The organism is Neobacillus sp. B24, assembly GCF_055381825.1.
Window position 1 is genome coordinate 4,922,698 of record NZ_AP035777.1, and the last position, 24,585, is coordinate 4,947,282.

Genomic DNA, 24,585 nt, shown 5'->3' on the forward strand with positions numbered 1-24,585 from the left:
AGAGCTATGATTATTAAAGGGGAATGGAAGATGGCAAAAGGGTTATGGTTGACACCTGAAGAGGTAATTCAGCGTAAAAAAAGGAAAAAGATTGTAATCAATGGGGCTATTCTATTTGGGACCGTCCTGCTGAGCGCCATTGTGACTATCTTGGCAAACAGTCTCTAATCAATGGTAAACAAAAACCCCTAATCCTCTGATTTAGGGGTTTTTGTTTACCAAATAAATTCGCGTTGCAGAAACCTGATAATATAAATTCCCTGGCTCATCCGCTTCTAGAAGGAAGACCAGAGACCCATCGACTTATTCCTTATCTAATAATTTTTATGTTTCCCTTGTAGATTCTTTTTCGAATAATATTGGCAATCAATAGTTTAAAAAACTTTCTTGTCGGCGGGAACAACATCAAGAAGCCAGTGATATCGGTAATAAATCCTGGAGTAAGCAGCAGTATGCCCCCAACCAAAATACAGATTCCGTCCAGTAAAGCATGTCCCGGAACTTGCCCGATTCTCATCTGCTCCTGAACCCTGCGAATCGTTTGCAATCCTTCCCTTTTCGCCAGATACGTTCCAAGCACCCCTGTTAAAATGATCATCAACAAAGTCGGCCAAAAACCAATGGTAGTTCCCGACCACAAGAGGATCCCAATTTCAGCGGCAGGGACGACAATAATTAAAAGTAATAATAGGCGCATGAAGACGTTCTCCTTCTGATCGGATTAGTTAGCTCTATTTTAATTATAAAGTTCAAATGAACAAAGAAGCAAGGCACAGTACTGAATAACAGCCGGTGCCGATTCATATAGTTAGGAATGGAGGACTGATTTAGGTAAGGGGGGAGTTTATGTTCCACTTTTTTTCGAAGAGAAAACGGAAAGAGGAAAAAGTAAATTCCCTGCTTATCACAAAATTGGACCGGATTATCGAGCTTTTGGAAAAACAGCAAAACGCTGAAACCAGCGGCAAGAACATCCACCTTGAGCATGTGCAAATCGACCATCTGGAAAATATTATTTTCAGGCTGGACAATATTGAAATCGATGAACTCAGCGGCAAGCTGCTGATTGGCACGAACATTAGCGGCTCCGAGGATTTTGCCGCTTCGATTATTCAGAAAGTTGACAAGCAAGGATTGAAACAGGAGGCGATGAAAGAAGAAACAGACGTTTCCGAAGAAAACCAAGAGGAGCCCCTTGCTGATCACTCTAAAATGATGAAAACCCCAAAAGGCTACAGGTTCAGGAGCCGCCTTTGACCTCACCAGTTTGTGAATCATCCTCCCATGGTGTCATTCGCCCAGAAACTGAATATGATACTCAAAAAAGGATTGAATACCGATGAAACTGACTTTAGGCAATATCAAGATTACAAAAATTGGAAATTCTTCAGGTGTTTTTTATGGAAACAATAACACCCATAAACAGTTCCGCAGCGAATCAATACTGAACGAGGTTGTTGGCAGCTTGTCCGGAGATGAAAACACCATCACCCATAGCAGCTGGGTCAAAACCAAAGGCAGGAAGGATGAATAGCTCGTGACTTCCCCGATTTTATCCCCCACTTTTCATATTGGCACCATCAAAATAGGCAGTATTGCGGAAGCATCATGTTTCAGCATCGGCAATAACTTTATCGAGGATTTTAAAAGCAGCAAGAAACATAATCAGGGCCTCGGCAACATCCACGGCAGCCACAATAACTTCGCCCATTCCCGCGCAGCCCTGACCAATGCCGAAGCTGAAGATGGAGCGGAGAAGTAGAAAGCCCTTTAGATGAAGGGTTTTTTTCTTTTGTTGAAAAATAACTTTTTTAAAATTGTATTTCGCTGAATCCTTGTTACATTTCGCGAAAATAGGTACCTATTTCGCCGATTCTCTTTCATATTTCGCTCATTCTTCATCGTATTTCGCCAACTCTGGTAACTATTTCGCAAAACCCTTTTAATCTATTACATTTATTTGAAAAATGCCCTCCAATAAACAGCGTAAGGAAGCAGAGACCTCTGCTTCCTATCTTTTAATTAGTAAGATCTAATAATTTTCACTGTGTATGAAAAATAAACGGATATTTTCCGGCTAAATTGGGAAATACCCATATTTCCTTTAAAATAAGGGAAGTTTTTCCGTTTATATGATCAAAATCTTTGAATTTTTCCCTATTTAGAGCAGTTAGTCGGAATTTCTCCGCTTAAATCCGCTTCTTAAGCTTCCCCTATATACATTAGCAGGAAATTCTCCGCCTATTTCTCACACTTACAGAGATCGCTATGGAGAAAGTAATTTTCCAGTATAAATTGAGATTTTGCGATTGGCAACGGACACCTCTACCTATTTTTTTTGGTTTGGGAAAACTTTTTCCAGCTAGATGTGGTATATATTAGTGAATAGCAAGGAGGGAGTTTCAATTGGACCAAAAGCGCATGCGCAAGTTGAAAAACGGAGATAAAAAGGAGTTTAAGGCTCTTTATGATGAATACGTCCATAAAGCGCTTGGAACAGCCGTGAACATAATGAAAAACAAGGAAATCGCCAAGGAGGCCGTGCAGGAAACGTTTATCAGGGTCTTCAAATATATCAGCCAGTTTGATGAGTCAAAGCAGTTTGACCCTTGGTTTTTTCAAATTCTCATCAATGAGTGTAATCGGATCTTAGCCAAAGAGGCAAAAGTTACCCGCCTCCACCGCTCCATCGGGGAAGATGAAGAATTCGCCGCAGCGGAAAAGGTTTATTACCGGGAATTAAACGAAGCGATTGCCAATCTTCACGAGATGTATCGGGTGCCGATCATCTTAAAGTATTTACAGGGGTTTACAGAAAAGGAAATCGCCGAGGTACTGAACATGAATCAAAATACGATTAAGACAAGGCTGAAAAAAGGAAAAGAACTATTGCGGAATACATTAGACGAGAATGTTAGGGGGAATCTCCATGGCTAAATCATTCGATGAGCAAATCAACCAGGCATTGAAAAATGAAGTGATTTTTTCTAAGGAAGAAATAAACGAAATGTGGGATAACATAGAAGCAGAAGTGTTTGGAGCACAATCCGAGGACACAACAGCAGGACGAAAACCAGCCAAGCAAAAGCAAAAGCGAAGTAAAAAACAGGGCTTTATCTTTGCAGCGGTTGCCGCAGCCATGTTAATCGCCTTTGGCACGCAAACCTCCACCGGCAGCGCGATGATTGACAAGGTAAAGGAAATGTTTGCACCGGAAAAGGACGTCATCACCAAAATTGAAGGGTCCGATGAGGAAACAAAGTTAAATTTGCACGAGGGTAAGAAAGCCAAGTATGTCTTATATGTAGATGAGTCGCGCTATCAGTTCGTAACCTCCGAAACTTCCGATAAAGTGATCTTAAAAGAGGCGCTGCCTGAACAATATCCGGATGTAGAAATGGAGATTGTGCAGCTGGAGGATAAGGAGCCAAGTGCAGCGGTTGAAGACGCAAAGGCATCGCTGGGTGAAAAGTACGGAGAAATCCTGCGTACCGAAGAAGTAACCTATCCGCTTGCTGCGACATTGATTACCGCAAAAGGCAAAGGGACGGAGTGGAATACGCCGCTTGTTAAGGTTTACGTTCTTAGCAATGGCGACAAAGGAAGCTTCGTGATTACCCAAACCCTGTTCCTCGAAGCAGAAGAAGGCCACGGTGCCCGATTTGACGAAATGCTGAAGGAGTTTCATATTGTTGAGTAAATGAGAAGTCAGGGGACGGTTCTTTGGTAGAAGCAGGAAATTTGACTATGGATGTCGAATTACTTGTACAAAAACTTTAAAACTTCCTGCTTACTCAGGCAATCAAAAATTTTGCGATAATTCCTTAGAAGTAATTCCTTTAGATTAAAATTCCGTTTACTTATAAAGTGCTTCGAAACTTGAGCAAAACTTCCGATTGCCTAAATTAGAACCGTCCCCTGCTTCACAATGTTATAATAGAAGTAAGTTTTTTTAAAAGGAGCAACACATGGAGATAAAAGCTGTTTTCTTTGATTTGGATGATACACTGCACAATCATCAAGCCCCGTTTGCCCATGCCTTGGTTGATAGTTTCATGGAGTGGAAAACCATGCCTGATGTTAATACAGCCTATAAGAGATTTCGGTCGTTTAGTGATTATTTTTGGAAGGATTATACGCAAGGGACAATTTCCTTAGAGCAGCTTCGGATCAATCGGATCATGTCTGCAATGGAAAGCCTGGACAGAAAGATATCCGAGGACGAAGCGAGGCAATTCCAGCAAAACTATGAAAACCGGTTAAACAATCTTACCCTATTCACGGAGGCTTCTGTTGTTTTAGATGCGTTAAAAAAGCTGGGCATCGAGGTGGGGCTTATTACAAACGGCCCTGTTGCCCATCAGCAAAATAAAATCAGGCAGCTGCAACTTCATGAATTTATAGATGAAGAATTAATGTTTATTTCGGATGGGGTCGGTTTTGCCAAGCCAAACCCGCAAATTTTCCACATCGTTGCTGCCAAAATTCAGCTTCCTGCGGAGAAGCTCCTCTATGTTGGAGATACTTGGGAGAATGATGTCGCAGGGGCAATGACAGCTGGCTGGAACGCCGTTTGGTTTAACCATCGGAACCGTGAGCCGCTGACCGACCATGAGCCGTTGGGGGAAATCAAGATTTTATCAGAGTTAATGGAAGTATTGAAAAAAGCGTAAGGATCCAAGCTGGTCCTTACGCTTTTACATTAAATAGAGACGTGTCTTCCAAAGAAAAGAGATGCAAACAGTCCCCAGCTTCCCTACACTAGTTCTTTCGCAGCTGCTGCGATATGTTGTGAGGTTAATCCGTAGAACTCTTTCAAATAATCAACTTTTCCGACTTGGCCGAATTGTTCACGGACGCCGATGCGGCGCATTTTCGTTGGGCACTGTTCGCTTAAAACTTCGGCGACGGCACTGCCGAGTCCTCCGATGACGTTGTGGTTTTCGGCAGTTACTACAGCGCCTGTTTTAGAAGCGTATTTCACAATCAAGTCCTTATCAATTGGTTTAATAGAGAACATGTCAATGACCGTCGCTTCGATGCCTTGTTCAAATAGCAAGTCGGCTGCCTGCAATGCTTCTGCCACCATAATCCCGCTGGCAATGATGGTCACTTCGCCGCCTTCTCGAAGCACCTTACCTTTGCCAGCTTCAAATGTTTCGCCTTCAACATAAAGCTTAACGGCATTTTTGCGGATCGTGCGAATGTAATGGATGCCGTGCTCTTTTTCAACCTTGCGAAGCAAGTAGCCAAGCATGGTCGAATCACTGACTTCATAAACATGTGCACCTGGTATGAGGCGCACGAGACCCATGTCTTCAAATGTCATATGGGTGCCGCCGTTATGCTCTGCTGTCACCCCGGCATCGGAGCCGAGAATTTTGATATTGAGCTTCGCGTAAGCACCGGAAACAAACAGCTGATCAAACGCACGGCGGGTAGCAAACTGGCCGAATGTGTGCAGATAAGGAATTTTTCCAGTCAGCGACAGACCGGCCGCAACACCTGTCATGTTTGCTTCCATAATCCCACAGTTAATTAACTGTTTGGGAATCTGCTTCATGATTTTATTAGTAGAAATCGAGCTCATTAAATCTGCTTCAAGCGCAATCACGTTTGGATTATTTTGAGCGAGTTCCAAAATCGTGTTGGCATACATCTGGCGCATTTCAATCGTTTCTAACTCATACGGTTTGGATGGAGTTTGAATCATTATGACACAACCTTTCCAAGTTTGGTTTCCAGTTCATCAATCGCTGCAAAAATCGCTGCCTCATCAGCCTCGTTTGGGCGAACGTGATGGTTATCCGCCTTTTGCTCCAGATACGGTACACCCTGTCCCTTCACGGTATCAAGGATAATCGCAACCGGCTTGTCGAATTGAGCCTTACCCTTTTCAATAGCTTGATAGATTTCTTCCAACGAACCTCCGTCCACCTTCACGGTATGGAAGCCGAACGCGTCAAATTTTGCCACGAAATCAATCGGGTCAATGATGTCCTTTGTCAGGCCGTCCAGCTGCTTCTTATTATCATCCACAAACACAACAAGATGATTTAACTTGTGATGCGCGGCAAATTGGAACGCCTCCCAGCATTGTCCTTCGTTCAACTCTCCGTCCCCGACGATGCAGTACGTATAATTCTCCTTGCCGGACAGCTTATGTGACAGCGCCACACCAACAGCCGCAGAAATCCCCTGCCCCAGCGAACCGGTCGTCATGTCAACTCCAGGTGTCAGGTTGCGGTCCGGGTGCGATGGAAGCGTCGTACCGTTTTGATTAAGCGTGTAGAGCTTTTCCACAGGGAAGAACCCTTTAAGCGCCAAGGCCGCATATAGCCCGGGGCCGCCATGCCCTTTTGATAAAATGAAGAAATCTCTGTCTTCCCAAGTCGGATTCTTTGGATCCACCTTCATCACTTCACCATATAATACTGCTAACGCTTCTATGATGGATAAGCTGCCGCCGTAATGGCCGAATCCCAGATGGTGCAGCTCCTTTAATGTCATCAGACGAATTTCATCGCGATATCTTTCTACTTTTTGAAGATCGATGCCCATTATTTTTCCTCCTTTTTTTCAAAAAAAGAAAAGCAGTTCGGGGTGAGGCAGCAGCTTATCGTCCGCCGCAGCACCCTTAGTGCTTTCTCCTTTTTTTATCAATTATGCTCCAATTTGTGTGCTGCTTGATTTGTCTTTTTTGAAAAAGCCGTAAAGTACAGCAACTACAACCAAACCAACAACGGTAACGGTAACACCGGTAGAGCCTAATGAGTTTGCAATATTTCCAAGAACGATACCAGATGCCGCAAAGTCTGCATCAGAGAACGTGGTGCTGGCAAAACCAAGATCACCAAGGACCGGCATTAAGAACACTGGCAAGAACGTAATCAATAAACCGTTTGCAAAAGAACCAATTGTAGCTCCACGGATTCCGCCAGTTGCGTTACCAAATACTCCGGCTGTAGCACCTGTAAAGAAGTGAGGAACAACGCCCGGTAAGATAATGACGGCACCAGTTAAGCCAAGGATAACCATCCCAACAATTCCGCCAAGGAAGCTGCAGAAGAATCCGATTAAAACTGCGTTTGGCGCATATGGGAATACGATTGGGCAGTCAAGCGCAGGCTTGGAATTTGGCACAAGCTTCGTTGAAATCCCTTTGAACGCTGGAACAATTTCTGCCAGAACAAGACGTACACCCGCAAGGATAACGAACACACCAGCAGCAAACTTTACACCCATAATGATACAGAATACAAGGTAATGGGTGCCGCCGCTTAGTTCTTTTTCAATATATCCAGGACCTGCAAACACACCGATAATCATATAAAGGATAACCATGGTTAACGCGATGGTAACAGAGCTGTCACGCAAAAAGCCTAAGCCTTTAGGGAAATTGATTTGCTCAGTTGATTTGGAGCCTTTTCCGACAACCTTACCAACAAGACCAGAAAGAACATAACCTAAGCTTGAAAAATGACCAAACCCTACTGAATCGTTGCCAGTAATTTTTTTCATAAACGGCTGACAGATGGCTGGGAATACCGCCATGATTAAACCAAGAGCAAGGGAACCGACAATTACGAGCGGAACGCCCTTCAGGCCGGAAACCGCCAAGATTACCGCAAGCATACAAGCCATGTAAAGCGTATGGTGACCTGTTAAGAAAATGTACTTTAACCGAGTAAAGCGGGCAATTAAGATATTGGCCACCATTCCAAAGAACATGATATAGGCTGTGGTGCTGCCGAATTTGGTCAGTGCCATGGCCACGATGGCCTCGTTGTTTGGCACGACACCCTTCACATGGAAGGCCTCTTGGAACATTTTGCCGAATGGATCAAGTGATGAAACGATGATATCCGCCCCAGCAGAAATGACAAGGAAACCCAAGAACGTTTTGACAGTCCCTTTAATAATGTCGCTGGCGCCCTTTTTCTGAATAATAAGACCAATAAGTGCTATGGAAGCAACTAGAACAGCTGGCTGGCTTAATATGTCCATGACCAGTTTAAGAATTCTTTCCCCCATGAAAATAGCCTCCTTCAATTAGTAGAAACTGATATCTATCTTTAACACAAGCCTAGAGAAGTCCTTTTTGCCCAAGCACCTCCTTAAGCTTTTCACGAATACCATCCATATCGATAATGCTGTCAATCACGATTACCTCGCCAAGATGTCCCATCCCTTCGGCAATATCCTTTGCGGCAATGAACAAATCGGCCATATCTGGTGTGCAAGAGCTAAGGTCGGAGTGTTCCACCTCGATACCGCTGACACCAAGCTCCGATAGAATTTGCTGCACATTCATTTCCAACATAAAGCTGCTTCCTAACCCTGATCCACAAACTGCCATAATCTTCATAATCCATTTCCTCCCTAATTAATTGATTTCTGAGTATTGTTTAAATAATTTCTCAATCTCTTGTGTAGATTCCAACTCTTTTAACAAATCAATATTGTTCTTATCGCTAAGCAGTTTGGTTAACTGCGAGAGCGCCTTGAGGTGAGTCGTGTTGTCGATAGCGGCAATACAGAACAACAAGCGGACCGGATATTTTTCATCCTGTAAAAAGTTCACCGGCTGATTGAGCTTCAAGAAGCTCATTCCCACCTGGTTGACACCCGTTTCTGGACGTGCATGTGGAATCGCGACTTCCGGTCCGATGACAACGTAAGGACCTAACGTTTTAATATTTTCAATCATTGCCTCGATATAGGTTGACTCGATGATTCCTTTGGCAAGCAGCGGATTGGCAGCTGCTTTCACCGCCTCCTCCCAGTCTGAAATTTCATCCATGACTTGAATGGTATCTACTTGCAATAGGTCTTGTAACACTGGCTGTTTCCCCCTAAATACATCTACTTTTTTATGAAACGTTAGGCGGCCTAACGCTTGCTTTAATCCATTTTCATTAAAAATAGTCGCGTACTGGCTGATTGTCTGTAGTAACTCCTTCAGGGAAACATCATGATATTGAATCCCAAACAAGAACTGATAAACCTCATTGACCAGGCTGTTCTTTTCACCCGGTGTCATGATCGGCTTTACATAGAAACAAGGAAGTCTCGTCTCAAGCTTTACCGTTGAAAAAATTAAATCATAATCCTGGAACTCACCGGCTTGAAACTCCTGGAGTGAGACCGTTTTTTCAATCGTAATCTCAGAAAACAGCGACTCTAGCTGATGTTTGACCATAAGTGATGAACTGATCCCGCTTGGACAGACAACGATGGCCTGTTTCTTCTTCGGCACCGTCTGCTTCGGCTTCTGCAATAGCGCCCCAAAGTGAATGGTAATAAACCCGACTTCCTCCTCGGGAATAGTGATGCCTAGGAGCGTCCCAATCGGTAGCAGCAGTTCCTTTACAATCGTGTAAAGCTCTTGATGCTCACTCTTGATTTGGGCGAGCAGCGGATTGTCAATCGGAATTCGATACTTCATCCGAAAATAGGCCGGTTTCAGGTGCTGGTACAGGGTTTGCACTACTTCATTCCGTTTTTCAAACACGATACAGGCCTTTGATTCAAATTCAAACACTAGCTGTTGGCATAGCTTAAATAGCAAATCCTGATGAAGATTGGGCACTGTGCTTGCTCCTAGAGACAGCCCTAGCAGTTGTATTGTCAGGTAGCAACTCTCCGCTTCCTCTTCTTTAAGAGATAGGAGCTGTTGGAGCCGGCTAGCTACCCTCCCCATTGGATCCTTATTTAAAATAGCCATTTCGTCAGCATGAATTTGAACAACCTTTCCCTCTCGCTGCCGGTAGCAGTAAAAAATAAGAAAATAGGCAAATTGATTTAACCGCTCCTCGACAAACTGCAAGGAAAACTCTTTTTCTACCTGTTTAAGCGTGGACAGGGTGTCCTGATAGGAAATCGGTTCGGTTTCTTCCTTTAATAGATAATCGATCAGCTTGTTAAAATAAGGCACATGGATAAGCTGTGATAGGTATTGCATCACGAGTACTCGTTTATCAAACTCGGTTCCCTTCAAATGGTAGCCCTTCTGCCTGGTGTAACGAATCTCCACCAAAAATGGGCTGTTGCTTTCATTTGCCTTTTTCACATCAGAAATGACCGTGTTCTTGCTGACCTGCAACAGCTGCGTCAGATGGACGGATGAGATTGGCTCATTCCGGATAAATAAATAGAGGTAGGTAACCGCCAATCGCTCTTCTTCTGATAGAATGAAATCTCGCTGAAGCTCTTGCTGTTCTACTGGCTGTGTCCGGAAATAGTTTACTATTTCTTCCGGCACCTCGATCAGATGGCTTCCCTTGTATGCAATGGCGGGCAGCTGCTTCTCCTTCAACCATTGGTTGACTTTTTCCATGTCATAGGATATTTGCCGCTTGGATAATTGGGTGGCCTCTATTACTTGATTCATGGTAGTATTCTTCACTTTTAAAAAATGATTTAGTAAAAGTGCCGGGCGCTTTTCAATCATCATTGGCTTAACCTCCTGTATTCATCATATAATGAAACGCTTTCACGTGGATAAGTGATTGGGAACAATTGCTGTGAGAGGTGGTCTGACAAAATTGCGCCCAACTTAAGATGGGACAAGTTTTGGAAGTCTGATAAGAGTGGCCAATCCTCTGTACGCATCAAAACAATAATACGGAGTATATCAAAAAAACACCGCAGATTGGCGGTGTTTTTTGTTGATACACATTTGCGAACTCCTGTTTCACTCAAACCCATTCGGATTGTTCTTCTGCCACTTCCAGGAGTCGCGGCACATGTCTTCAATCCCTCGTTCCGCTGTCCAGCCCAGTTCATTTTTCGCCTTGGCCGGGTCGGCGTAGCAGACAGCGATATCCCCTGGTCTTCTGTCGACGATCTTATACGGGATTTCTACACCTGCCGATTTTTCAAACGCTGCCACAATCTCGAGAACACTATAACCCGTACCTGTTCCAAGATTATAGGCTTCGACACCGGTTGACGACGTTACTTTTTCCAATGCCTTTAAATGCCCATTTGCGAGATCGACCACATGGATATAATCCCTTACCCCAGTGCCATCGACCGTCGGGTAATCATTCCCGAACACCTGCAGCTGCTCGCGCTTTCCAACCGCAACCTGGGTAATAAACGGCATTAAATTGTTAGGAATGCCATTCGGGTCCTCGCCAATTCTGCCGCTCTCATGTGCCCCAATTGGGTTGAAATACCGCAGTAAAGCAATGCTCCAGGTATTATCAGCGATATATAAATCCCGTAAAATCTCTTCAATCATCAACTTTGTCCGACCATACGGATTTGTTGCGCTAAGCGGGAAGTCCTCGGATATAGGCACTACCTCAGGCATGCCGTAAACCGTCGCGGATGAACTGAACACTAGATTCTTTACCCCGTACTTAGCCATAACTTCACAAAGAATCAGCGTTCCGGTAATATTATTATGATAATAATGAAGCGGAATCGACACAGATTCCCCGACGGCCTTCAAGCCGGCGAAATGGATGACAGCTTCAATAGTGTTGGCCTCAAATACTTCTTCTACACCTTTTCGATCAAGCAAATCTACTTGGTAAAACTTAAAATCTTTCCCCGAAATCTCCTTCACTCTATTCAAGGATTCAGGTTTACTATTTGTCAGGTTATCCAAAACGATGATTTCATAGCCAGCCTTCAGCAGTTCCACACATGTATGGCTGCCAATATAACCGGCCCCGCCCGTTACCAAAATTGCCATTCGTCAATCGCTCCTTTTTCTGTATCTATTTTTGTCCATAAAATAATCTAATTTAATCTTATTTATAATATCATATTTATAATATCATACTCTCCTCCTAGCCCTTATAGCGAATTCTGCATAATTGTCGAAATATTTATTTACTTTCTTTCATCTTTCTCCCTTTTTTTCATATTCTTTTTGCTATTTTATAGGGAAGGATGGACCGGCTGGGGTTCTATTTGAAAATGGTTCGTTCTAACCATAGCGGCTGAGAGTGTTTTCAAGATAAAGTAAAGTTCATACTTCCAGGGGAAACAAAGTAATCTACATCTATTTAATAGGAGCGGATTATATGGACGAACAAGGGAATTTTTTAGTAGGGTTTTTATGGGGTACGTCATTAAGTGTTCCATTATGGGTAGCATTTTTCGGCTGGATTAAATTAATGATTCAATTTTTACGATAAAAAAAGCGTAAAGACCACTCTGGCTCTTTACGCTTCTTTATATAAATTTAAGTATGGGACACGATTAGTTCACAGTCCCCTTCGATCTCAAACTCACCTAAACCTACAGGGATGATGAAATGGGTACCTTTTTTTAATTCATATTTCTCATTTCCATGGTTGAACCAGCCGCTGCCTTTGATGACACTGAGAAGCAGATAACGATCATCAAACGAGAAGGAGGCTGAACCCTTTACTTCCCATTTATAAACGGTAAAAAACTCCGATTCCACAAAGGTAGTAATGGCGGCCTGGTCCTGTTTCTCTACCCGAGGGGCGCTGACGGTGTTCTGATGCGGTATCGTGGTAACTTCAATGGATTTCTCCAAATGCAACTCACGTAAATTCCCTTCCGCATCCCGGCGGTCATAATCGTATACACGATAGGTGGTATCCGAGCTTTGCTGGGTTTCTAGCACAAGTGTACCTTCGCACAACGCGTGAATCGTGCCGCTAGGAACATAGAAAAAGTCCCCTGGCTTGATTTTTACCCGGCGCAGCAGCTCGTTCCAGTTCCCCTTCTTTATTTGTGCCGCCAACTCTTCCCGCGACTGTGCATTATGGCCGAAAATCATATCGGCGTCATCTTTACAATCAATAATATACCAGCACTCCGTCTTACCCAATTCACCATTTTCATGGGCATTGGCGTAAGCGTCATCAGGGTGAACCTGGACCGACAAATCCATATTCGCGTCCAATATCTTCGTCAATAACGGAAAAACTGGTTCCTTTGGGTGGCCAAATAGTTCTGGATGTTCCACCCAAAGCTGGTCTAGTGTTGTTCCCGCATAAGGTCCGTTTTCAACAACAGAAGGTCCGTTCTGATGAGCGGAGATTGCCCAGCACTCCCCAGTATGGTCGTTAGGTATCTCATATCCGAACTCTTTTTCCAGTGCTGTTCCGCCCCAAATACGCTCTTTGAAGACAGGTTGTAAAAATAGTGGTTGCAAAAAATAACCTCCTTAAGTTTCGGTAAATCTCGGTGATGACTGACATTATTTTTTCCAAGAAAGAAACAGAGAAACGTCCCCATCTTCAGTCTGTCATAAACTTGTAGCGCAGGATCGTTGCAAGACCTGCTCCATGCTTAAATTCTCCGTTTACCACCAAATCCTTTAAGGCTTGCATGGAAATGGTATGCAGTTCGATTTGTTCGCCGGTTTCCAGCTTTTGCTCTGTTGGGGTTAAGCCGGCTGCCGCAAATAAATGAATTTCCTCCGTGGTGGAGCCAGGTGATGGAAAAAAGCTTCCCAGTTCAAGCCAATGCTCCGCAACATAGCCCGTCTCTTCCTCCAGCTCTTTTTTGGCTGCATCGAGTGGTGTATGACCAGGCTCTATCATCCCGGCAGGCAGCTCCCATTGCCAATCCTTCAAAGCATGCCGGTACTGCTTCAGGCAGATGACCTCCCCGTCGCTCGTGATGGGGAGAATACAAACCCCCTGTGAAAAATCAATAAAGGAAAAGGTTTTCTCTTCTTCATTGGGAAGAACCACTTTATCTATTGTGATCTGGAATCGATCGACCTGCTGCTTAAACGTATGTGCAATTTTCCAAGTCATTAGGTTCACCTCATTTATGAAGCAGGGGGCGGTCCCCTGCTTCCCCGTTCTTTACTTTTCTTGTAACGCCTGCTGAGCCAGCATCAACGCTCCGGTGATCCCGGCATCATCGCCTAACCCTGGCATAACGATATATTGGGATAATTCCGGTAATGACACATAGCCGTTAATCAGTTCTGGCAAATATTTATTAATAGACGCGAAGACTTCCTCCTGATGGCTTACTCCACCACCTAGGATAATCTTTTTCGGCGAGAGAATCAAAATATATTGCATAATCGCCTGGGCCAGGTAATAGCCTTCCAGGTCCCAGACCTCTGTACGCTCGACCAAGTCGAACCCCTTTGCTCCCCAGCGCTCTTCAATTGCCGGTCCTGAAGCCAGCCCCTCCAAGCAATCTTTATGATACGGACATTTCCCCTGATAAGTATCATGTGGATGGCGACGTACCAAGATATGGCCCATTTCAGGATGCGACAGCCCCTGAAGCAGCTTGCCCTGAACGATTGCCCCGGCACCAATCCCAGTTCCGACCGTTATGTACAAACAGCTGTCCAGCCCTTTTGCCGCACCAAAACTAGCCTCCCCTAGCGCCGCTGCATTGACGTCCGTATTAAACCCGACAGGCACATCAAAGGCATCCTTTAAGGCTTGGACAAACGGATAATCCTTCCAACCCGGTTTAGGAGTTGAGGTAATATAGCCGTATGTTGGACTATCATGATTGACATCAATCGGCCCGAACGAGCCAATTCCGATGGCATCAACTTGATATTTTTCGAAAAACTCCACGACCTTCCCGATCGTTTCCTCCGGAACTGTAGTGGGAATTTGAACCCGCTCTACAATCTTTCCGTTTTCATCCCCGACAGCACACACAAACTTCGTACCGCCAGCTTCAATTGCTGCTAACATGAAACACACCTCCAAGAAAGTATCAAAATTCCTTTTGAAAATATCATAACAGGTTTTTCACCAAAAAGATGGACTAATTTCCGTTACGATACTCCATTTTCAGTAAAACACTAGCGATAAAAGCACCTGGCCACGAAAACCAGTGACGTGATGCTACTTCACCATTCGTCTCATTCACAGCCTCCGAGAATAGACCATCCCATTGCACAGCCCTCTCCAGCTTGCTAATCACATTATTTTCCCGGTCTTTATCACCTGTCAACAGAGCAAAGAGCAATTCCTGTCCATCGCCAAGCGGCCATTTATGCGGCGTATGAACGGAACCAAGTCCTGCAAACGGGCCTGGATAATATCCCCCTATATTCTCTTCGGAAAAAGCAAACTTCATTGTTTCCATCCAAGCTTGGTCGGTTAAATCGCAGAAACCCCACATCGGAGCATAAACAGTCGGTAAATCATTAGCATCATGATAAAGCTGGAAACCGCCATTTAGGTCGGTTAAGTACGCAAACAATTGATTGCCATGATGGGTAAACGTAAAATTAGCAAGGCAATCATTTTTCACCTTTTCGGCCAATTCCCCAAAATCAGCCTTACTTAACTGCAGTTCCCTGTTTAAGTTAGCTAATTCCTTAAACATGTGCCAAACGAGAACCTGACTAGAAAAATGATATGGATATTCCACCTCATCATCCGCCGGCGTCTCGCCTGTTTTATACAACCAGTGCTGGTCTGCCTTATGATGAGACAGCATTCCTAAAATTTCTTCTACAAATGGAAAAAGCCGCGTTACAGTTTCCGCATCACGGAATTCCTGATAATAATGACACAACTCAAGAACCGGATAGCACTGCTGGTCAAGTTGAAAAATCGGGTCTTTACTGTACCCATTTGTTAAATAAGCTCTCCCCCAATACCCATCTGGCCTCTCTGCATCCTCAAACATCCAAATCAAATGCCCTTTTATAATCCGTTGAACCTCTTTGCGCCAGGAGCTCTCTTTTTTATGAGGCAGAGAATCAAACAGCAATTGCATCATATAGTAGGCATCACGGTTCCATGCAAGCGGCAATAATTGGTGGTCTGTAATAATGCAGATCGACTGGCCGTGAACCGGGACCGCACAGCAGGAAACAATATAATCAATATTGCGGCCAATCACAAACTCTTTCCAATCAATCGAGGATAGAGGGCCCTTTTCCGTAAAATCAAGTTCATTAACTGGTAAACAACCTCCGCTTGCCAATGGTGTTTCTGTTTGTTCACCTACTGCATAGATAACAGTCAGCACCTTCCTCTGATTGGGCTGTATCGCCACTTGAATCACTTGGTTCAGAGTAAATGGCTTATATACTGTGAATTGTTCCTCCCCCAGCAGAATCGGTTCGGTATCTTCAAAAATAGTAATTTCAGCATGGGCACCTAGGCTGTGATTTCCGATAGCAATTACATTGCCCGAAACAACAACATCAAGGACAGCCGGTGGTATTGGAATCGGGCCACCCTCCGTCAACTGCCCATAACTCGAGCGATTTAAACTAATTTGGCCGCCCAGCTCGATCGGAATCCTGATTTCTTTTTCCTGATGATTCACCAGTTCCATTTGCTGCACTACATAATCCACTTTTTTTATAAAAAAAGCGGAACTTACCTCCATACCGGTTTCATGATAATGAAAATAAGGGTGTTTATTATTCATTAAATAAATATTGGGTTTAGTAAAGCCTTGCGGCACCACGCCAAATCCGATTGAACTCTCTGCCAGCTCCTTCCGATACCTTCTAACGAAAGCAGGATCATACCATTTATCATTCGGAAATTGTTCCATTGATGTTAAGGTGATAAAGCCGTGTTTTCGATGTGGGCGGTTTATGGCACAAATCCTTCCGTCCGCTTTGACACTAGCAGATAAAGAACCGTTCCCAAAGTCCAGCGGCTTCTGATTGGGGCCATCCAATAATGGAATCAAGCTATGAGCTTTTGAATCTAGTTGCTTTTCTTGTAACATATCTCGACATACCTCCAATTATCTTTTCCTTTAATGAAAAAAAGCCAACCCCTTTGGAAAAGAATTGACTTTTTGGTAAAGCAATTTTTTAAAAAACAACCTGCTAAAACAAGTATGGAAACAAGCCAGGCATTATGCGCCTGGCTCAAGACATTCCACTCTAAACAGCTTTTGCCTTATCAGCAGTTTCAAAGCCGCCTTCTTCTTTTACTTTTTGCTTATCTGCAATTCTGAAGAAAGGATAGTAGATTAATAAAGCGATGGTAAAGTTTACTAACTGCATAACCGCTCCAGAAATTTTACCGCCGGTCGCAAGGTAGCCGCCAATAATTGGAGGCATTGTCCAAGGAACAGCAATTCCGACCGGTTTTGCAACTAACCCTGACGACATACAGAGGTACGTAACTAATACATTAATAAGCGGCACTAAGATAAACGGAATCGCCATCAATGGGTTCATGACCATTGGAAATCCGAAAATAATCGGTTCATTGATATTAAACAGTGCAGGTGCTACAGCTAATTTTCCGAGCGACTTCAATTGTTTACTTCTTGCCCGTATCAGCATAATGGTCACAAGTGCTAACGTTGCACCGCTTCCGCCCATATCGATCCAAATCGGAATAAATTGGTCTGTTACAATATTTGGTACAGGTTGGCCTGCTTGAAAAGCGACACGGTTTTGGTCCATGGCAGCTAAGAAAACGGGACTTAACACACTGCCGACAATGATGCTTCCATGCAGCCCTGTCGACCAAAATAGCTGAATGAGGAAAATAGCAAAAAGGATTCCAAACAAACTTCCCCCTAACAAACTAAGGGGCTTGCCTAATAGAATTCCCACGACATTGTGTAAGCTCTCAAAGCTGGTATTTTCAATAAGCAAACGAAGAATCCAAACAATAGCAATTACAATAAAGCCAGGTACTAAGGCAACGAATGATTTACCAACAGAAGGCGGTACACCATCCGGCATTTTAATAACTAAATTCTTTTGAACAATCTTACGATAGATTTCAGTAGAAAGCATGGCAATCAACATGGCCACAAATAATCCCGCACTACCGGTAAGGGCAGTCGGAATTCCGCCGCTTACCATAATGGCTTCTTTCGCTCCCTCAGGCGTAAACGGGATCTTATAAGGTGTTGCTAATAAGAAGGCAGACACAGAAATGGCGCCAGCAGTCAAACCGTCAACCTTATAGCTTTCCGCCAACCGATAGGCGATACCAAAAGAAGCAATCAGGGCCATAATATCAAAGGTGGCTCCAACCGGATATAATAATTTATCTAACCACTGATCGCCAAAAATGCCGGCCATGAACTCTTCATAACCTGGGATGGGGAGGAATCCAATAATTAAAAATAATGACCCAATAATTAATAATGGCATGGCAAGGACAATTCCATCACGCATGGCTCTTAAATGGCGCTGATCTCCGACCTTCCCTGCGAAAGGAATGATCTTGTTTTCTACTATGCTATTAAGTTTACTCATTACAAATCTCGCCTCCTATTGAAAAAATACCGTTTTGTCTTTCTCCATGAATCTCTCTCATGAAATCTACTTGATTAACTCACCATAAAGTTCCGGCCTTCTACTCCGGAACACCGGTTCTTGAAGCCTCTCATCGTGAATGAGCTGTAAGTCAATGGTTCCTTCCAGTACGCACTCTTCGTCTCCCGCTTGGGCCAACACCCTTCCTTTCGGATCAACGATCATGCTGTTTCCGGCCCACTTGATTTCCTCATCATTCCCTGCCCGATTGGCCGCCACCGTAAAAATTTGATTATCCTGGGCCCGCGCTCTTGTCCGCAGCTCAAGCAAATATTCGAATCCCTGCGGCACCGCAGAAGGAATGACAATCACTTCTGCGCCTTTTAAAGCCATAATCCGAAACATTTCCTCAAAAGCATGGTCGTAACAAATCGCAATCCCGACTCTCACCTCCCCCAATTGAAATACTGGAAAATCTGACCCGCTGCGGAAATAGGAGTGCTCAGTAGGATAGAGGTGGACTTTCCGATATTTCCCTGCATAATTCCCATCCCGGTCCACGACAAAAGATGTGTCGTATAAGACCCCTTCCTTCTGTTCATCCTTTTCGACGATATTGGCAATAATCGCCGTATTATATTTCTTTGCCTTTTCAGCCAACACCTCCATAGTTGGACCAGGAATCGTCTCAGCCAATCGGAAATAGTCACTGCCAATCGCATCCAGTTTATAGCCTGTGGTGAAAAGTTCGGGCAGCACCACCAGATCAGCCCTTTCCCCGATTTCATCAATATACTGCTCTGCTTTTCGTAGATTTGCCTCCTTCTCTTTTAATTCACAATCCATCTGAATCACGGCAATATGCATATTCACAACATATCCTCCTTCTTCATGAGTTTATTAGCTAGCCTTGGCGCTCTTTTTGAGTGATTTCTGTCCTGCTGCAAAAATTTTCGGGACTCGCGCTTGTCCTTCCGATACAAGTGGTCAACATATAACATCAGAGCAACTTAAAACATAGTTGTTATGTTGTATATTCAATATAACAAAAATATCACCCTTTGTTGCTCTTGTAAAGGGTTTCAAAACACCCATTTTCTTTTACAAACAAATGTTAAAGTTGTATATTTGTTATATACAACTGAATGGAAGGATGGAGTTTGAAATAAAACGAGTACCACTATATAAACAAATTCAGCAATTTTTCATTGATAACATCCAACAAGGCAACTGGAAGCCGGAAGAAAAAATCCCTTCAGAAAATGAGTTATCAAAGCAATTTAATGTCAGCAGGATTACGATTAAAAAAGCTCTGGATGAGCTTGTGGAGAGCGGGCTGGTTTACCGCATTCAAGGAAAGGGGACATTTTTGGCAAGCGATTACGGCAGCGAACCGGTCATTTATGAACATAAATCGGTTTCAGCTGAACAAAAAAATAAGCTTATTGCGGTGATGATGCCGAGAGTGAATACCCTGTTTAATGCGGCGATTTTAAATCAAATTGAGCAGACACTTGCGTCCAACGACTACCGAATGATTGTCTGCCAAACAAAGGATTCACAACAAGTGGAGGAACAAACGATTAAAGCTGTATTGGAGATTGGCGTCCAGGGCATCATTATCTACCCGGCAGAAGGAGAAACATACAATGAAGAGGTACTTCGCCTCTCATTGGAGGGCTTTCCAATAGTATTAATTGACCGATATTTTCGAGGGATTGATGCAAACAGCGTTTGTTCGGATAACATCGATGGCGCCTATCAAGCCACTAAATATTTATTAGGATTGGGCCATTCGCGCATCGGGATGATTTCATCGAAACATCAAGGAACCACTAGTATTGAGGACCGAATTGCCGGGCATGAAAAAGCCTTGGCGGATTTTGATATCCCGATTGATCATCGGCTGTATAATTTAAACCTGGAGATTACAGATCGGGAAGAGAACGCAAAAAAAATACAAGAATTCCTTAATGAAAATCACGATTTGACAGCCATTTTTGCGATTTCAAATGGATTGGACGTCTTAAAAGCCGCCAAAATATCAGAGATTGATATACCGAATGATTTGTCTGTCGTTATGTTTGATGACCATGATTATGCAGAGTTTTTTAACCAAGCACCAACATGCATAAAGCAAGACGAGCAGGCAATTGGCGAAAGTGCTGCCAATCTGGTGATCTCCTCCATTAAGAATCCAACTATAAAACGGCAAAAAATCTTAATTCCTACTAAATTAATCGTCCGGGAAACAACAATCTAACGGAAGCAGGGGACGGCTCCTTGAACCGTCCCCTGCTTCCTATTTCCAAGCCGGAGCAACAGTCACTTCCGGAGTGGTTACTTTATCATAGAAATTAACGAATTTGTCGCGGTCGGCGCTGTCACGGTAGGCCATAGCCACGCGCGGGTGTTCATTCAAGACACCGGAAATCATGTAAGGAATGATGTAGCCCCACTCCCATTTCTGACGCATTTCGAGCATGTGCTTTTCAATAACGCCAAGAACAGGCTTCAGCTCATATCTCGATTTTTTTATGTAGCTAAGCAGAAGCTCGGTATGGCAGTTTCCTGCTGCCCGGCCCATGCCATATACGGAGGAATCAAGGAATGTAACCCCATTTCTCATAGCAGAGATGGTATTGGCAAAGGCTAACTGCATGTTATTGTGTGTATGAATCCCAAGCTGTTTGTTTGGAATCATTGCTGCGAATTTCTTCACTTGATACTCAATATCCATCGGGTCCAGACTTCCAAACGAGTCGACAATGTAAACGACATCTACCGGGCTGTTCTTGACCAGTTCAAACGCTTCAATCAACTGATGCTCCGGCACACTAGATAAGGCCATGATGTTAAGTGTGGTCTCATAGCCCAGGTCATGGAACATTTGAACAAGCTCCAAGCCTTTATCAACCTCGCGGATATAGCAGGCGACCCTGATCATATCCAAGACACTTTCCTCTCGTGGGAGGATGTCATTCGGATCGACCCGGCCGATATCAACCAGCGCTGACAACTTTGTGAATTTTTTCTCCGGGATGATTTCCTTCAGGAAGTTGTCGTCCAGGAATCTCCATGGATTTGGCTCCGTGGCATTAAGAAGCTTAGGAGAATTCTTGTAGCCGATTTCCATATATTCCACACCGGCTTCACTTAAACTATTATACAAATCCTGAACAAACTCAACGCTGAAATCCCAATTATTCACCAACCCGCCATCCCGAATCGTACAATCCAAAATCTTACTCTGCTGCCCCATCATCATCAATCTCCCTTTCCTACCCTAAATTTATATTCTATTAAGAAAATTCACTTATTGAGGTTATAACACTAATGTCGGACCATGTCAATTCAAGAAGGAACCAGCAGGGACCAGGGGGACGGTTCTAGTGGTGCCTTGACTCATTCGACTATTTTCGAAAATTCTTCGATAGAGGTGGAATTTTTAACATAGATACGCGGGAGATAGTAAAGTTCGTTTTTTATTCCTTTTTCGATAAAGCGCTCGGGTGTTGTAGTTAGACCAAAGGTATAGTACCTTTTCGTTTCTTCGGCAACTGTGGAATTGACGTTTCCATACGGATAGCTGATGGCCAGCACTGGTTTTCCGGTCACTCGTTCTATTTTTACTTTTGCATCCCTCAACTCATGGGCATAATCGGTTATTTTCGTCAGGTCAGGATGGGTGGCGGTATGAGATTGGATTGAAAACAAACCCGTATCCGCCAGCATTTTCAGTTCCTCTGCTGACAAGCGGTTTTGACGACCGATGAAGTCTGATATGACAAATATGGTCCCGGCCGGTTTAAACTGGGGTGTTGCGATTTTGCGAAAAACAGCCAAAGCATGCAGGTTATTTTTGTACCCATCGTCGAACGTGATAAAGATGGGTTTGGGAACCTTTTTTCGATCCTGCCAACGTTCAAATGTTAATAAGGTAAACCCGTGATCTTTCAGGTACTTCATTTGCCTTTCAAAATTTTCAGGAGTCACAAATAGCTCCTTTGAGCCCGTTCCTGTAAATTCTGCGATTGAATGATAAACCAATATAGGGATCTGTTGCTGCGCAGATACCGGCGTTGAAAAACTATTTAATAGGAGAAAAAGAAAAATAAACACGTTCTTTTTCATATTAATGGACCTCGCTTTACTGAAAACTCTGGTTTTAGTATTCCGCAAATTCACTATTTGAAACATTTAGCAGAATTCGATAGATTTCTCTTCGATGCATCTTTTTTGCCAGCCTACCATTCAACAGAAATAATTATTTTCCGGGAAATTCAGACAAAATTCTGGATTGCCGAGGTTCGGATTCCGACAAAAAAGCTGGAGCCCACTTTGGGTCCAGCTAGTATGTTTAAACCTTATGGCGGGCACCAGGAGAAGCAGGAAATTTGACTATGGATGTCGAATTACTTGTACAAAAACTTTAAAACTTCCTGCTTACTCAGGCAATCAAAAATTTTGCGATAATTCCTTAGAAGTAATTCCTTTAGATTAAAATTCCGTTTACTTATAAAGTGCTTCGAAACTTGAGCAAAACTTCCGATTGCCTATATTAGAACCGTCCCCCTGGTCCCACCCCTTGTCCCACTTCACCGTAATGCCCTAATGTTGACGCCGGCGTCGGTGAGGGTTTTTCGTATTTGCTTGATGAGTTGTAATGCTTCGTGGTTGTCTCCGTGGACGCAGATGGTGTCGGCTTGGACGGAGACTTCTCCGCCTTCGATGGTCTTGACTTTGCCGTTTAGGACCATATTGAGAATTTGGTCGGCGGCTTTATTTTTATCGTGAATGACCGCGCCTTGTGTTCCTCTTGGGACTAGGGTGCCAGCCGCTGTGTAAGCCCGGTCACCGAATACCTCGCTAACCGTTTGCAGTCCTATGTCCCTGCCGGCTTGGATAAGCTCGCTGCCACCCAGTCCCATGAGAATCAGCGCATCGTCAACGGCCGCTACCCCTTCAGCAATTGCCCGCGCTAACCTGTAATCCACAGCTGCCATATTGTAAAAGGCCCCATGCGGCTTCACATGCTGGAGGCTGCCACCTTGAGCTCTTACAAAACCATTGAGCGCGCTGACTTGATAAATCACATACGCCTTTGCTTCCGCAGGGCTTATTTCCATCCGGCGTCTGCCAAATCCGAGCAGGTCCGGGAACCCCGGGTGCGCCCCAATAGCGACATGATTTTCTAACGCCAGTTTTACTGTTTTCTCCATGACCACCGGGTCCCCGGCATGAAAACCACAGGCCACATTCACAGAAGTAACGTACGGTAGGACGACCTCATCATTTCCAATTTTATAATTACCAAAGCTTTCGCCAAGATCGCAATTCAAATCAACAGTAGCAGCCATTTCGGACACCTCCAACTTTTTTTAAATAACAACCACAAACCTCTATTCCCCGGAACTCACAGCCTATTTGCCAGCCAAACGCAGCCCAGCCTTTAACATCCGAAACACCCTCTCCTGCTCCCGAAGCAAATGGTGGCTCTCGTCCACACCAACTTCATGGAAAAAGACCGCGTCTCCTGGTTTCCCTTGGGCAATTTTAGGAATATCCACGGAAATGATGGTAGCGATTTTAGGATAACCGCCAGTCGTCTGGCGATCGGCCAGCAGGATAATCGGATTTCCTCCTGCAGGAACCTGGATTGCCCCAAGCGGAATGGGATCCGTGATGTGTTCGTGGTTTGATTTAACAACCAAAGGCTCGCCTTCAAGCCGGTACCCCATCCGGTCAGATTGCGGTGATACTAGAAAACTACTTGAAAGAAAGCGTTCCTGGCTTTCTTTCGTAAAATAATCCCATTGCGGACCAGGGATTACCCTAAGATGGATGTTCTTTCGATATTCCGGAATAAGGCTGGGACTTAATCGGCGGATTGGTTTTATAAAAGGATGAGGGCTCAGATTGCCCGGCCCGCCTGACAACAGATCCCCTGCCCGCAGCGCTCTGCCTTGAAATCCGCCAATTCCCGCCCGAAGATATGTGGAACGGCTTCCCATCACCTGTGGCACATCAAAACCACCGTTAATCGCCAAATAGGCGCGGCAGCCTGATTTGGAACGGCCAAACTCCAACAAGGAGCCTGCCTGAATATGGACAGTAGCCCACATCGAAATGGGTTTTCCGTTTACTATTGGAGACAGGTCCCCACCCGTAATCGCAACCGTACAGTTATGAAAAATTTTTAAACAAGGACCCTTAATTGTAATTTCAAGTGCTGCGGCTCCTTCTTCATTCCCCGCCAACAAGTTGGCCATCCGAAGGGCATAGGGGTCCATAGCCCCCGACACGACCATGCCGAACTGCTGGTACCCTGTCCTGCCAAGATCTTGAACAGTGGTCAGCATCCCGGGCTTAATTACTTCCACAATATGATGTTCAATCATTGAAAA

25 protein-coding genes are annotated in these 24,585 nt (G+C 44.2%); 8 read left to right on the forward strand and 17 right to left on the reverse strand.

Translation table 11 applies throughout. The features are described from left to right. The first annotated feature begins 30 nt into the window (after positions 1 to 30). On the forward strand, positions 31 to 168 hold the full coding sequence (locus ACZ43M_RS24270) for a hypothetical protein (protein ID WP_464505077.1): 138 nt from the start codon (positions 31 to 33) through the stop codon (positions 166 to 168). Between the two features lie 142 nt (positions 169 to 310). On the opposite strand, the gene ACZ43M_RS24275 is transcribed toward ACZ43M_RS24270, so the two are convergent. Continuing rightward, a complete protein-coding gene (locus ACZ43M_RS24275; RefSeq protein WP_464505078.1) occupies positions 311 to 697 on the reverse strand; it encodes an FxsA family protein in 387 nt (128 codons plus the stop codon). Positions 698 to 846: 149 nt separating this feature from the next. Between ACZ43M_RS24275 and ACZ43M_RS24280 the strand changes: the two genes are divergently transcribed. The 6 genes from ACZ43M_RS24280 to ACZ43M_RS24305 all read left to right on the forward strand — a co-directional run bounded on the left by ACZ43M_RS24280 (position 847) and on the right by ACZ43M_RS24305 (position 4,673). After that, a complete protein-coding gene (locus ACZ43M_RS24280; protein ID WP_464505079.1) occupies positions 847 to 1,257 on the forward strand; it encodes an SGNH/GDSL hydrolase family protein in 411 nt (136 codons plus the stop codon). A gap of 82 nt (positions 1,258 to 1,339) precedes the next feature. Continuing rightward, positions 1,340 to 1,534 (forward strand): hypothetical protein, encoded by a 195-nt coding sequence (locus ACZ43M_RS24285; RefSeq protein WP_464505081.1) that lies wholly within the window; start codon positions 1,340 to 1,342, stop codon positions 1,532 to 1,534. A gap of 3 nt (positions 1,535 to 1,537) precedes the next feature. Further along, positions 1,538 to 1,762 (forward strand): hypothetical protein, encoded by a 225-nt coding sequence (locus ACZ43M_RS24290; RefSeq protein WP_464505082.1) that lies wholly within the window; start codon positions 1,538 to 1,540, stop codon positions 1,760 to 1,762. Positions 1,763 to 2,406: 644 nt separating this feature from the next. Next, positions 2,407 to 2,937, forward strand: a complete 531-nt coding sequence (locus ACZ43M_RS24295) for an RNA polymerase sigma factor (protein ID WP_464505084.1) — start codon at positions 2,407 to 2,409, stop codon at positions 2,935 to 2,937. After that, positions 2,930 to 3,700, forward strand: a complete 771-nt coding sequence (locus tag ACZ43M_RS24300; RefSeq protein ID WP_464505085.1) for a hypothetical protein — start codon at positions 2,930 to 2,932, stop codon at positions 3,698 to 3,700. The genes ACZ43M_RS24295 and ACZ43M_RS24300 overlap by 8 nt, the downstream gene beginning before the upstream one ends. Positions 3,701 to 3,968: 268 nt before the next feature. Then, the gene (locus ACZ43M_RS24305) at positions 3,969 to 4,673 is read left to right on the forward strand and encodes an HAD family hydrolase (protein WP_464505086.1); all 705 of its coding nucleotides are present in this window, start codon (positions 3,969 to 3,971) and stop codon (positions 4,671 to 4,673) included. An 83-nt stretch (positions 4,674 to 4,756) separates the two neighbouring features. Here the strand turns inward: ACZ43M_RS24305 and ACZ43M_RS24310 are convergent, their stop codons facing one another. The 12 genes from ACZ43M_RS24310 to ACZ43M_RS24365 form a co-directional block, all read right to left on the reverse strand. Then, positions 4,757 to 5,713 (reverse strand): transketolase family protein, encoded by a 957-nt coding sequence (locus ACZ43M_RS24310; protein WP_464505087.1) that lies wholly within the window; start codon positions 5,711 to 5,713, stop codon positions 4,757 to 4,759. Beyond that, a complete protein-coding gene (locus tag ACZ43M_RS24315; protein WP_464505088.1) occupies positions 5,713 to 6,561 on the reverse strand; it encodes a transketolase in 849 nt (282 codons plus the stop codon). Before ACZ43M_RS24315 ends, ACZ43M_RS24310 begins: the two co-directional genes overlap by 1 nt. 102 nt (positions 6,562 to 6,663) lie before the next feature. Further along, complete coding sequence (locus ACZ43M_RS24320; protein WP_464505089.1) at positions 6,664 to 8,034, reverse strand: PTS ascorbate transporter subunit IIC; 1,371 nt, start codon at positions 8,032 to 8,034, stop codon at positions 6,664 to 6,666. A 52-nt stretch (positions 8,035 to 8,086) separates the two neighbouring features. Further along, positions 8,087 to 8,368 carry a PTS sugar transporter subunit IIB gene (locus ACZ43M_RS24325; RefSeq protein ID WP_464505091.1) on the reverse strand — a complete coding sequence of 94 codons (282 nt, stop codon included), beginning with the start codon at positions 8,366 to 8,368 and terminating at the stop codon, positions 8,087 to 8,089. 18 nt (positions 8,369 to 8,386) lie between these two features. Next, a complete protein-coding gene (locus ACZ43M_RS24330; RefSeq protein WP_464505092.1) occupies positions 8,387 to 10,456 on the reverse strand; it encodes a BglG family transcription antiterminator in 2,070 nt (689 codons plus the stop codon). A gap of 240 nt (positions 10,457 to 10,696) precedes the next feature. Continuing rightward, positions 10,697 to 11,707 (reverse strand): UDP-glucose 4-epimerase GalE, encoded by a 1,011-nt coding sequence (galE, locus tag ACZ43M_RS24335; protein WP_464505094.1) that lies wholly within the window; start codon positions 11,705 to 11,707, stop codon positions 10,697 to 10,699. 495 nt (positions 11,708 to 12,202) lie between these two features. Next, positions 12,203 to 13,147, reverse strand: coding sequence for a mannose-6-phosphate isomerase, class I (gene manA / locus ACZ43M_RS24340; RefSeq protein ID WP_464505095.1), 945 nt, complete (start codon positions 13,145 to 13,147; stop codon positions 12,203 to 12,205). Positions 13,148 to 13,232: 85 nt separating this feature from the next. Beyond that, entirely contained in the window at positions 13,233 to 13,757 is a 525-nt protein-coding gene (locus ACZ43M_RS24345) for an NUDIX domain-containing protein (RefSeq protein ID WP_464505097.1), read from the reverse strand. A 51-nt stretch (positions 13,758 to 13,808) separates the two neighbouring features. Continuing rightward, complete coding sequence (locus ACZ43M_RS24350; protein WP_464505098.1) at positions 13,809 to 14,672, reverse strand: ROK family protein; 864 nt, start codon at positions 14,670 to 14,672, stop codon at positions 13,809 to 13,811. A gap of 73 nt (positions 14,673 to 14,745) precedes the next feature. Then, positions 14,746 to 16,680: a glycoside hydrolase family 125 protein gene (locus ACZ43M_RS24355; protein WP_464505100.1), complete on the reverse strand. Its 1,935-nt coding sequence runs from the start codon at positions 16,678 to 16,680 to the stop codon at positions 14,746 to 14,748. Between the two features lie 160 nt (positions 16,681 to 16,840). Beyond that, positions 16,841 to 18,178, reverse strand: coding sequence for a PTS cellobiose transporter subunit IIC (gene celB / locus ACZ43M_RS24360; protein ID WP_464505101.1), 1,338 nt, complete (start codon positions 18,176 to 18,178; stop codon positions 16,841 to 16,843). 66 nt (positions 18,179 to 18,244) lie between these two features. Beyond that, on the reverse strand, positions 18,245 to 19,045 hold the full coding sequence (locus ACZ43M_RS24365; protein WP_464508105.1) for a carbon-nitrogen hydrolase family protein: 801 nt from the start codon (positions 19,043 to 19,045) through the stop codon (positions 18,245 to 18,247). A 286-nt stretch (positions 19,046 to 19,331) separates the two neighbouring features. On the opposite strand from ACZ43M_RS24365, the gene ACZ43M_RS24370 reads away from it, so the two are divergent. Then, positions 19,332 to 20,441: a GntR family transcriptional regulator gene (locus ACZ43M_RS24370; RefSeq protein ID WP_464505102.1), complete on the forward strand. Its 1,110-nt coding sequence runs from the start codon at positions 19,332 to 19,334 to the stop codon at positions 20,439 to 20,441. Positions 20,442 to 20,480: 39 nt separating this feature from the next. On the opposite strand, the gene ACZ43M_RS24375 is transcribed toward ACZ43M_RS24370, so the two are convergent. From ACZ43M_RS24375 to ACZ43M_RS24390, 4 genes are all read right to left on the reverse strand, one after another. Next, a complete protein-coding gene (locus tag ACZ43M_RS24375) occupies positions 20,481 to 21,440 on the reverse strand; it encodes an aldolase catalytic domain-containing protein (protein ID WP_464508106.1) in 960 nt (319 codons plus the stop codon). Between the two features lie 143 nt (positions 21,441 to 21,583). Then, a complete protein-coding gene (locus ACZ43M_RS24380; protein WP_464505103.1) occupies positions 21,584 to 22,312 on the reverse strand; it encodes a polysaccharide deacetylase family protein in 729 nt (242 codons plus the stop codon). A gap of 464 nt (positions 22,313 to 22,776) precedes the next feature. Beyond that, positions 22,777 to 23,538: a LamB/YcsF family protein gene (locus ACZ43M_RS24385; RefSeq protein ID WP_464505105.1), complete on the reverse strand. Its 762-nt coding sequence runs from the start codon at positions 23,536 to 23,538 to the stop codon at positions 22,777 to 22,779. 63 nt (positions 23,539 to 23,601) lie between these two features. After that, a complete protein-coding gene (locus ACZ43M_RS24390; RefSeq protein ID WP_464505106.1) occupies positions 23,602 to 24,579 on the reverse strand; it encodes a 5-oxoprolinase subunit C family protein in 978 nt (325 codons plus the stop codon). Positions 24,580 to 24,585: the final 6 nt, after the last annotated feature.

Bases quoted from the DNA above. Each gene is read 5' to 3' on its own strand.
- ACZ43M_RS24330 (WP_464505092.1), bottom strand. From the start codon at position 10,456: ATGATGATTGAAAAGCGCCCGGCACTTTTACTAAATCATTTTTTAAAA.
- ACZ43M_RS24315 (WP_464505088.1), bottom strand. From the start codon at position 6,561: ATGGGCATCGATCTTCAAAAAGTAGAAAGATATCGCGATGAAATTCGT.
- ACZ43M_RS24380 (WP_464505103.1), bottom strand. From the start codon at position 22,312: ATGAAAAAGAACGTGTTTATTTTTCTTTTTCTCCTATTAAATAGTTTT.
- ACZ43M_RS24300 (WP_464505085.1), top strand. From the start codon at position 2,930: ATGGCTAAATCATTCGATGAGCAAATCAACCAGGCATTGAAAAATGAA.
- ACZ43M_RS24390 (WP_464505106.1), bottom strand. From the start codon at position 24,579: ATGATTGAACATCATATTGTGGAAGTAATTAAGCCCGGGATGCTGACC.
- ACZ43M_RS24355 (WP_464505100.1), bottom strand. From the start codon at position 16,680: ATGTTACAAGAAAAGCAACTAGATTCAAAAGCTCATAGCTTGATTCCA.
- ACZ43M_RS24285 (WP_464505081.1), top strand. From the start codon at position 1,340: ATGAAACTGACTTTAGGCAATATCAAGATTACAAAAATTGGAAATTCT.
- ACZ43M_RS24270 (WP_464505077.1), top strand. From the start codon at position 31: ATGGCAAAAGGGTTATGGTTGACACCTGAAGAGGTAATTCAGCGTAAA.
- celB (WP_464505101.1), bottom strand. From the start codon at position 18,178: ATGAGTAAACTTAATAGCATAGTAGAAAACAAGATCATTCCTTTCGCA.
- ACZ43M_RS24280 (WP_464505079.1), top strand. From the start codon at position 847: ATGTTCCACTTTTTTTCGAAGAGAAAACGGAAAGAGGAAAAAGTAAAT.
- ACZ43M_RS24305 (WP_464505086.1), top strand. From the start codon at position 3,969: ATGGAGATAAAAGCTGTTTTCTTTGATTTGGATGATACACTGCACAAT.
- ACZ43M_RS24370 (WP_464505102.1), top strand. From the start codon at position 19,332: ATGGAGTTTGAAATAAAACGAGTACCACTATATAAACAAATTCAGCAA.
- ACZ43M_RS24275 (WP_464505078.1), bottom strand. From the start codon at position 697: ATGCGCCTATTATTACTTTTAATTATTGTCGTCCCTGCCGCTGAAATT.
- ACZ43M_RS24320 (WP_464505089.1), bottom strand. From the start codon at position 8,034: ATGGGGGAAAGAATTCTTAAACTGGTCATGGACATATTAAGCCAGCCA.
- ACZ43M_RS24310 (WP_464505087.1), bottom strand. From the start codon at position 5,713: ATGATTCAAACTCCATCCAAACCGTATGAGTTAGAAACGATTGAAATG.
- ACZ43M_RS24350 (WP_464505098.1), bottom strand. From the start codon at position 14,672: ATGTTAGCAGCAATTGAAGCTGGCGGTACGAAGTTTGTGTGTGCTGTC.
- ACZ43M_RS24385 (WP_464505105.1), bottom strand. From the start codon at position 23,538: ATGGCTGCTACTGTTGATTTGAATTGCGATCTTGGCGAAAGCTTTGGT.
- ACZ43M_RS24375 (WP_464508106.1), bottom strand. From the start codon at position 21,440: ATGGGGCAGCAGAGTAAGATTTTGGATTGTACGATTCGGGATGGCGGG.
- ACZ43M_RS24325 (WP_464505091.1), bottom strand. From the start codon at position 8,368: ATGAAGATTATGGCAGTTTGTGGATCAGGGTTAGGAAGCAGCTTTATG.
- ACZ43M_RS24365 (WP_464508105.1), bottom strand. From the start codon at position 19,045: ATGCATATTGCCGTGATTCAGATGGATTGTGAATTAAAAGAGAAGGAG.
- galE (WP_464505094.1), bottom strand. From the start codon at position 11,707: ATGGCAATTTTGGTAACGGGCGGGGCCGGTTATATTGGCAGCCATACA.
- ACZ43M_RS24345 (WP_464505097.1), bottom strand. From the start codon at position 13,757: ATGACTTGGAAAATTGCACATACGTTTAAGCAGCAGGTCGATCGATTC.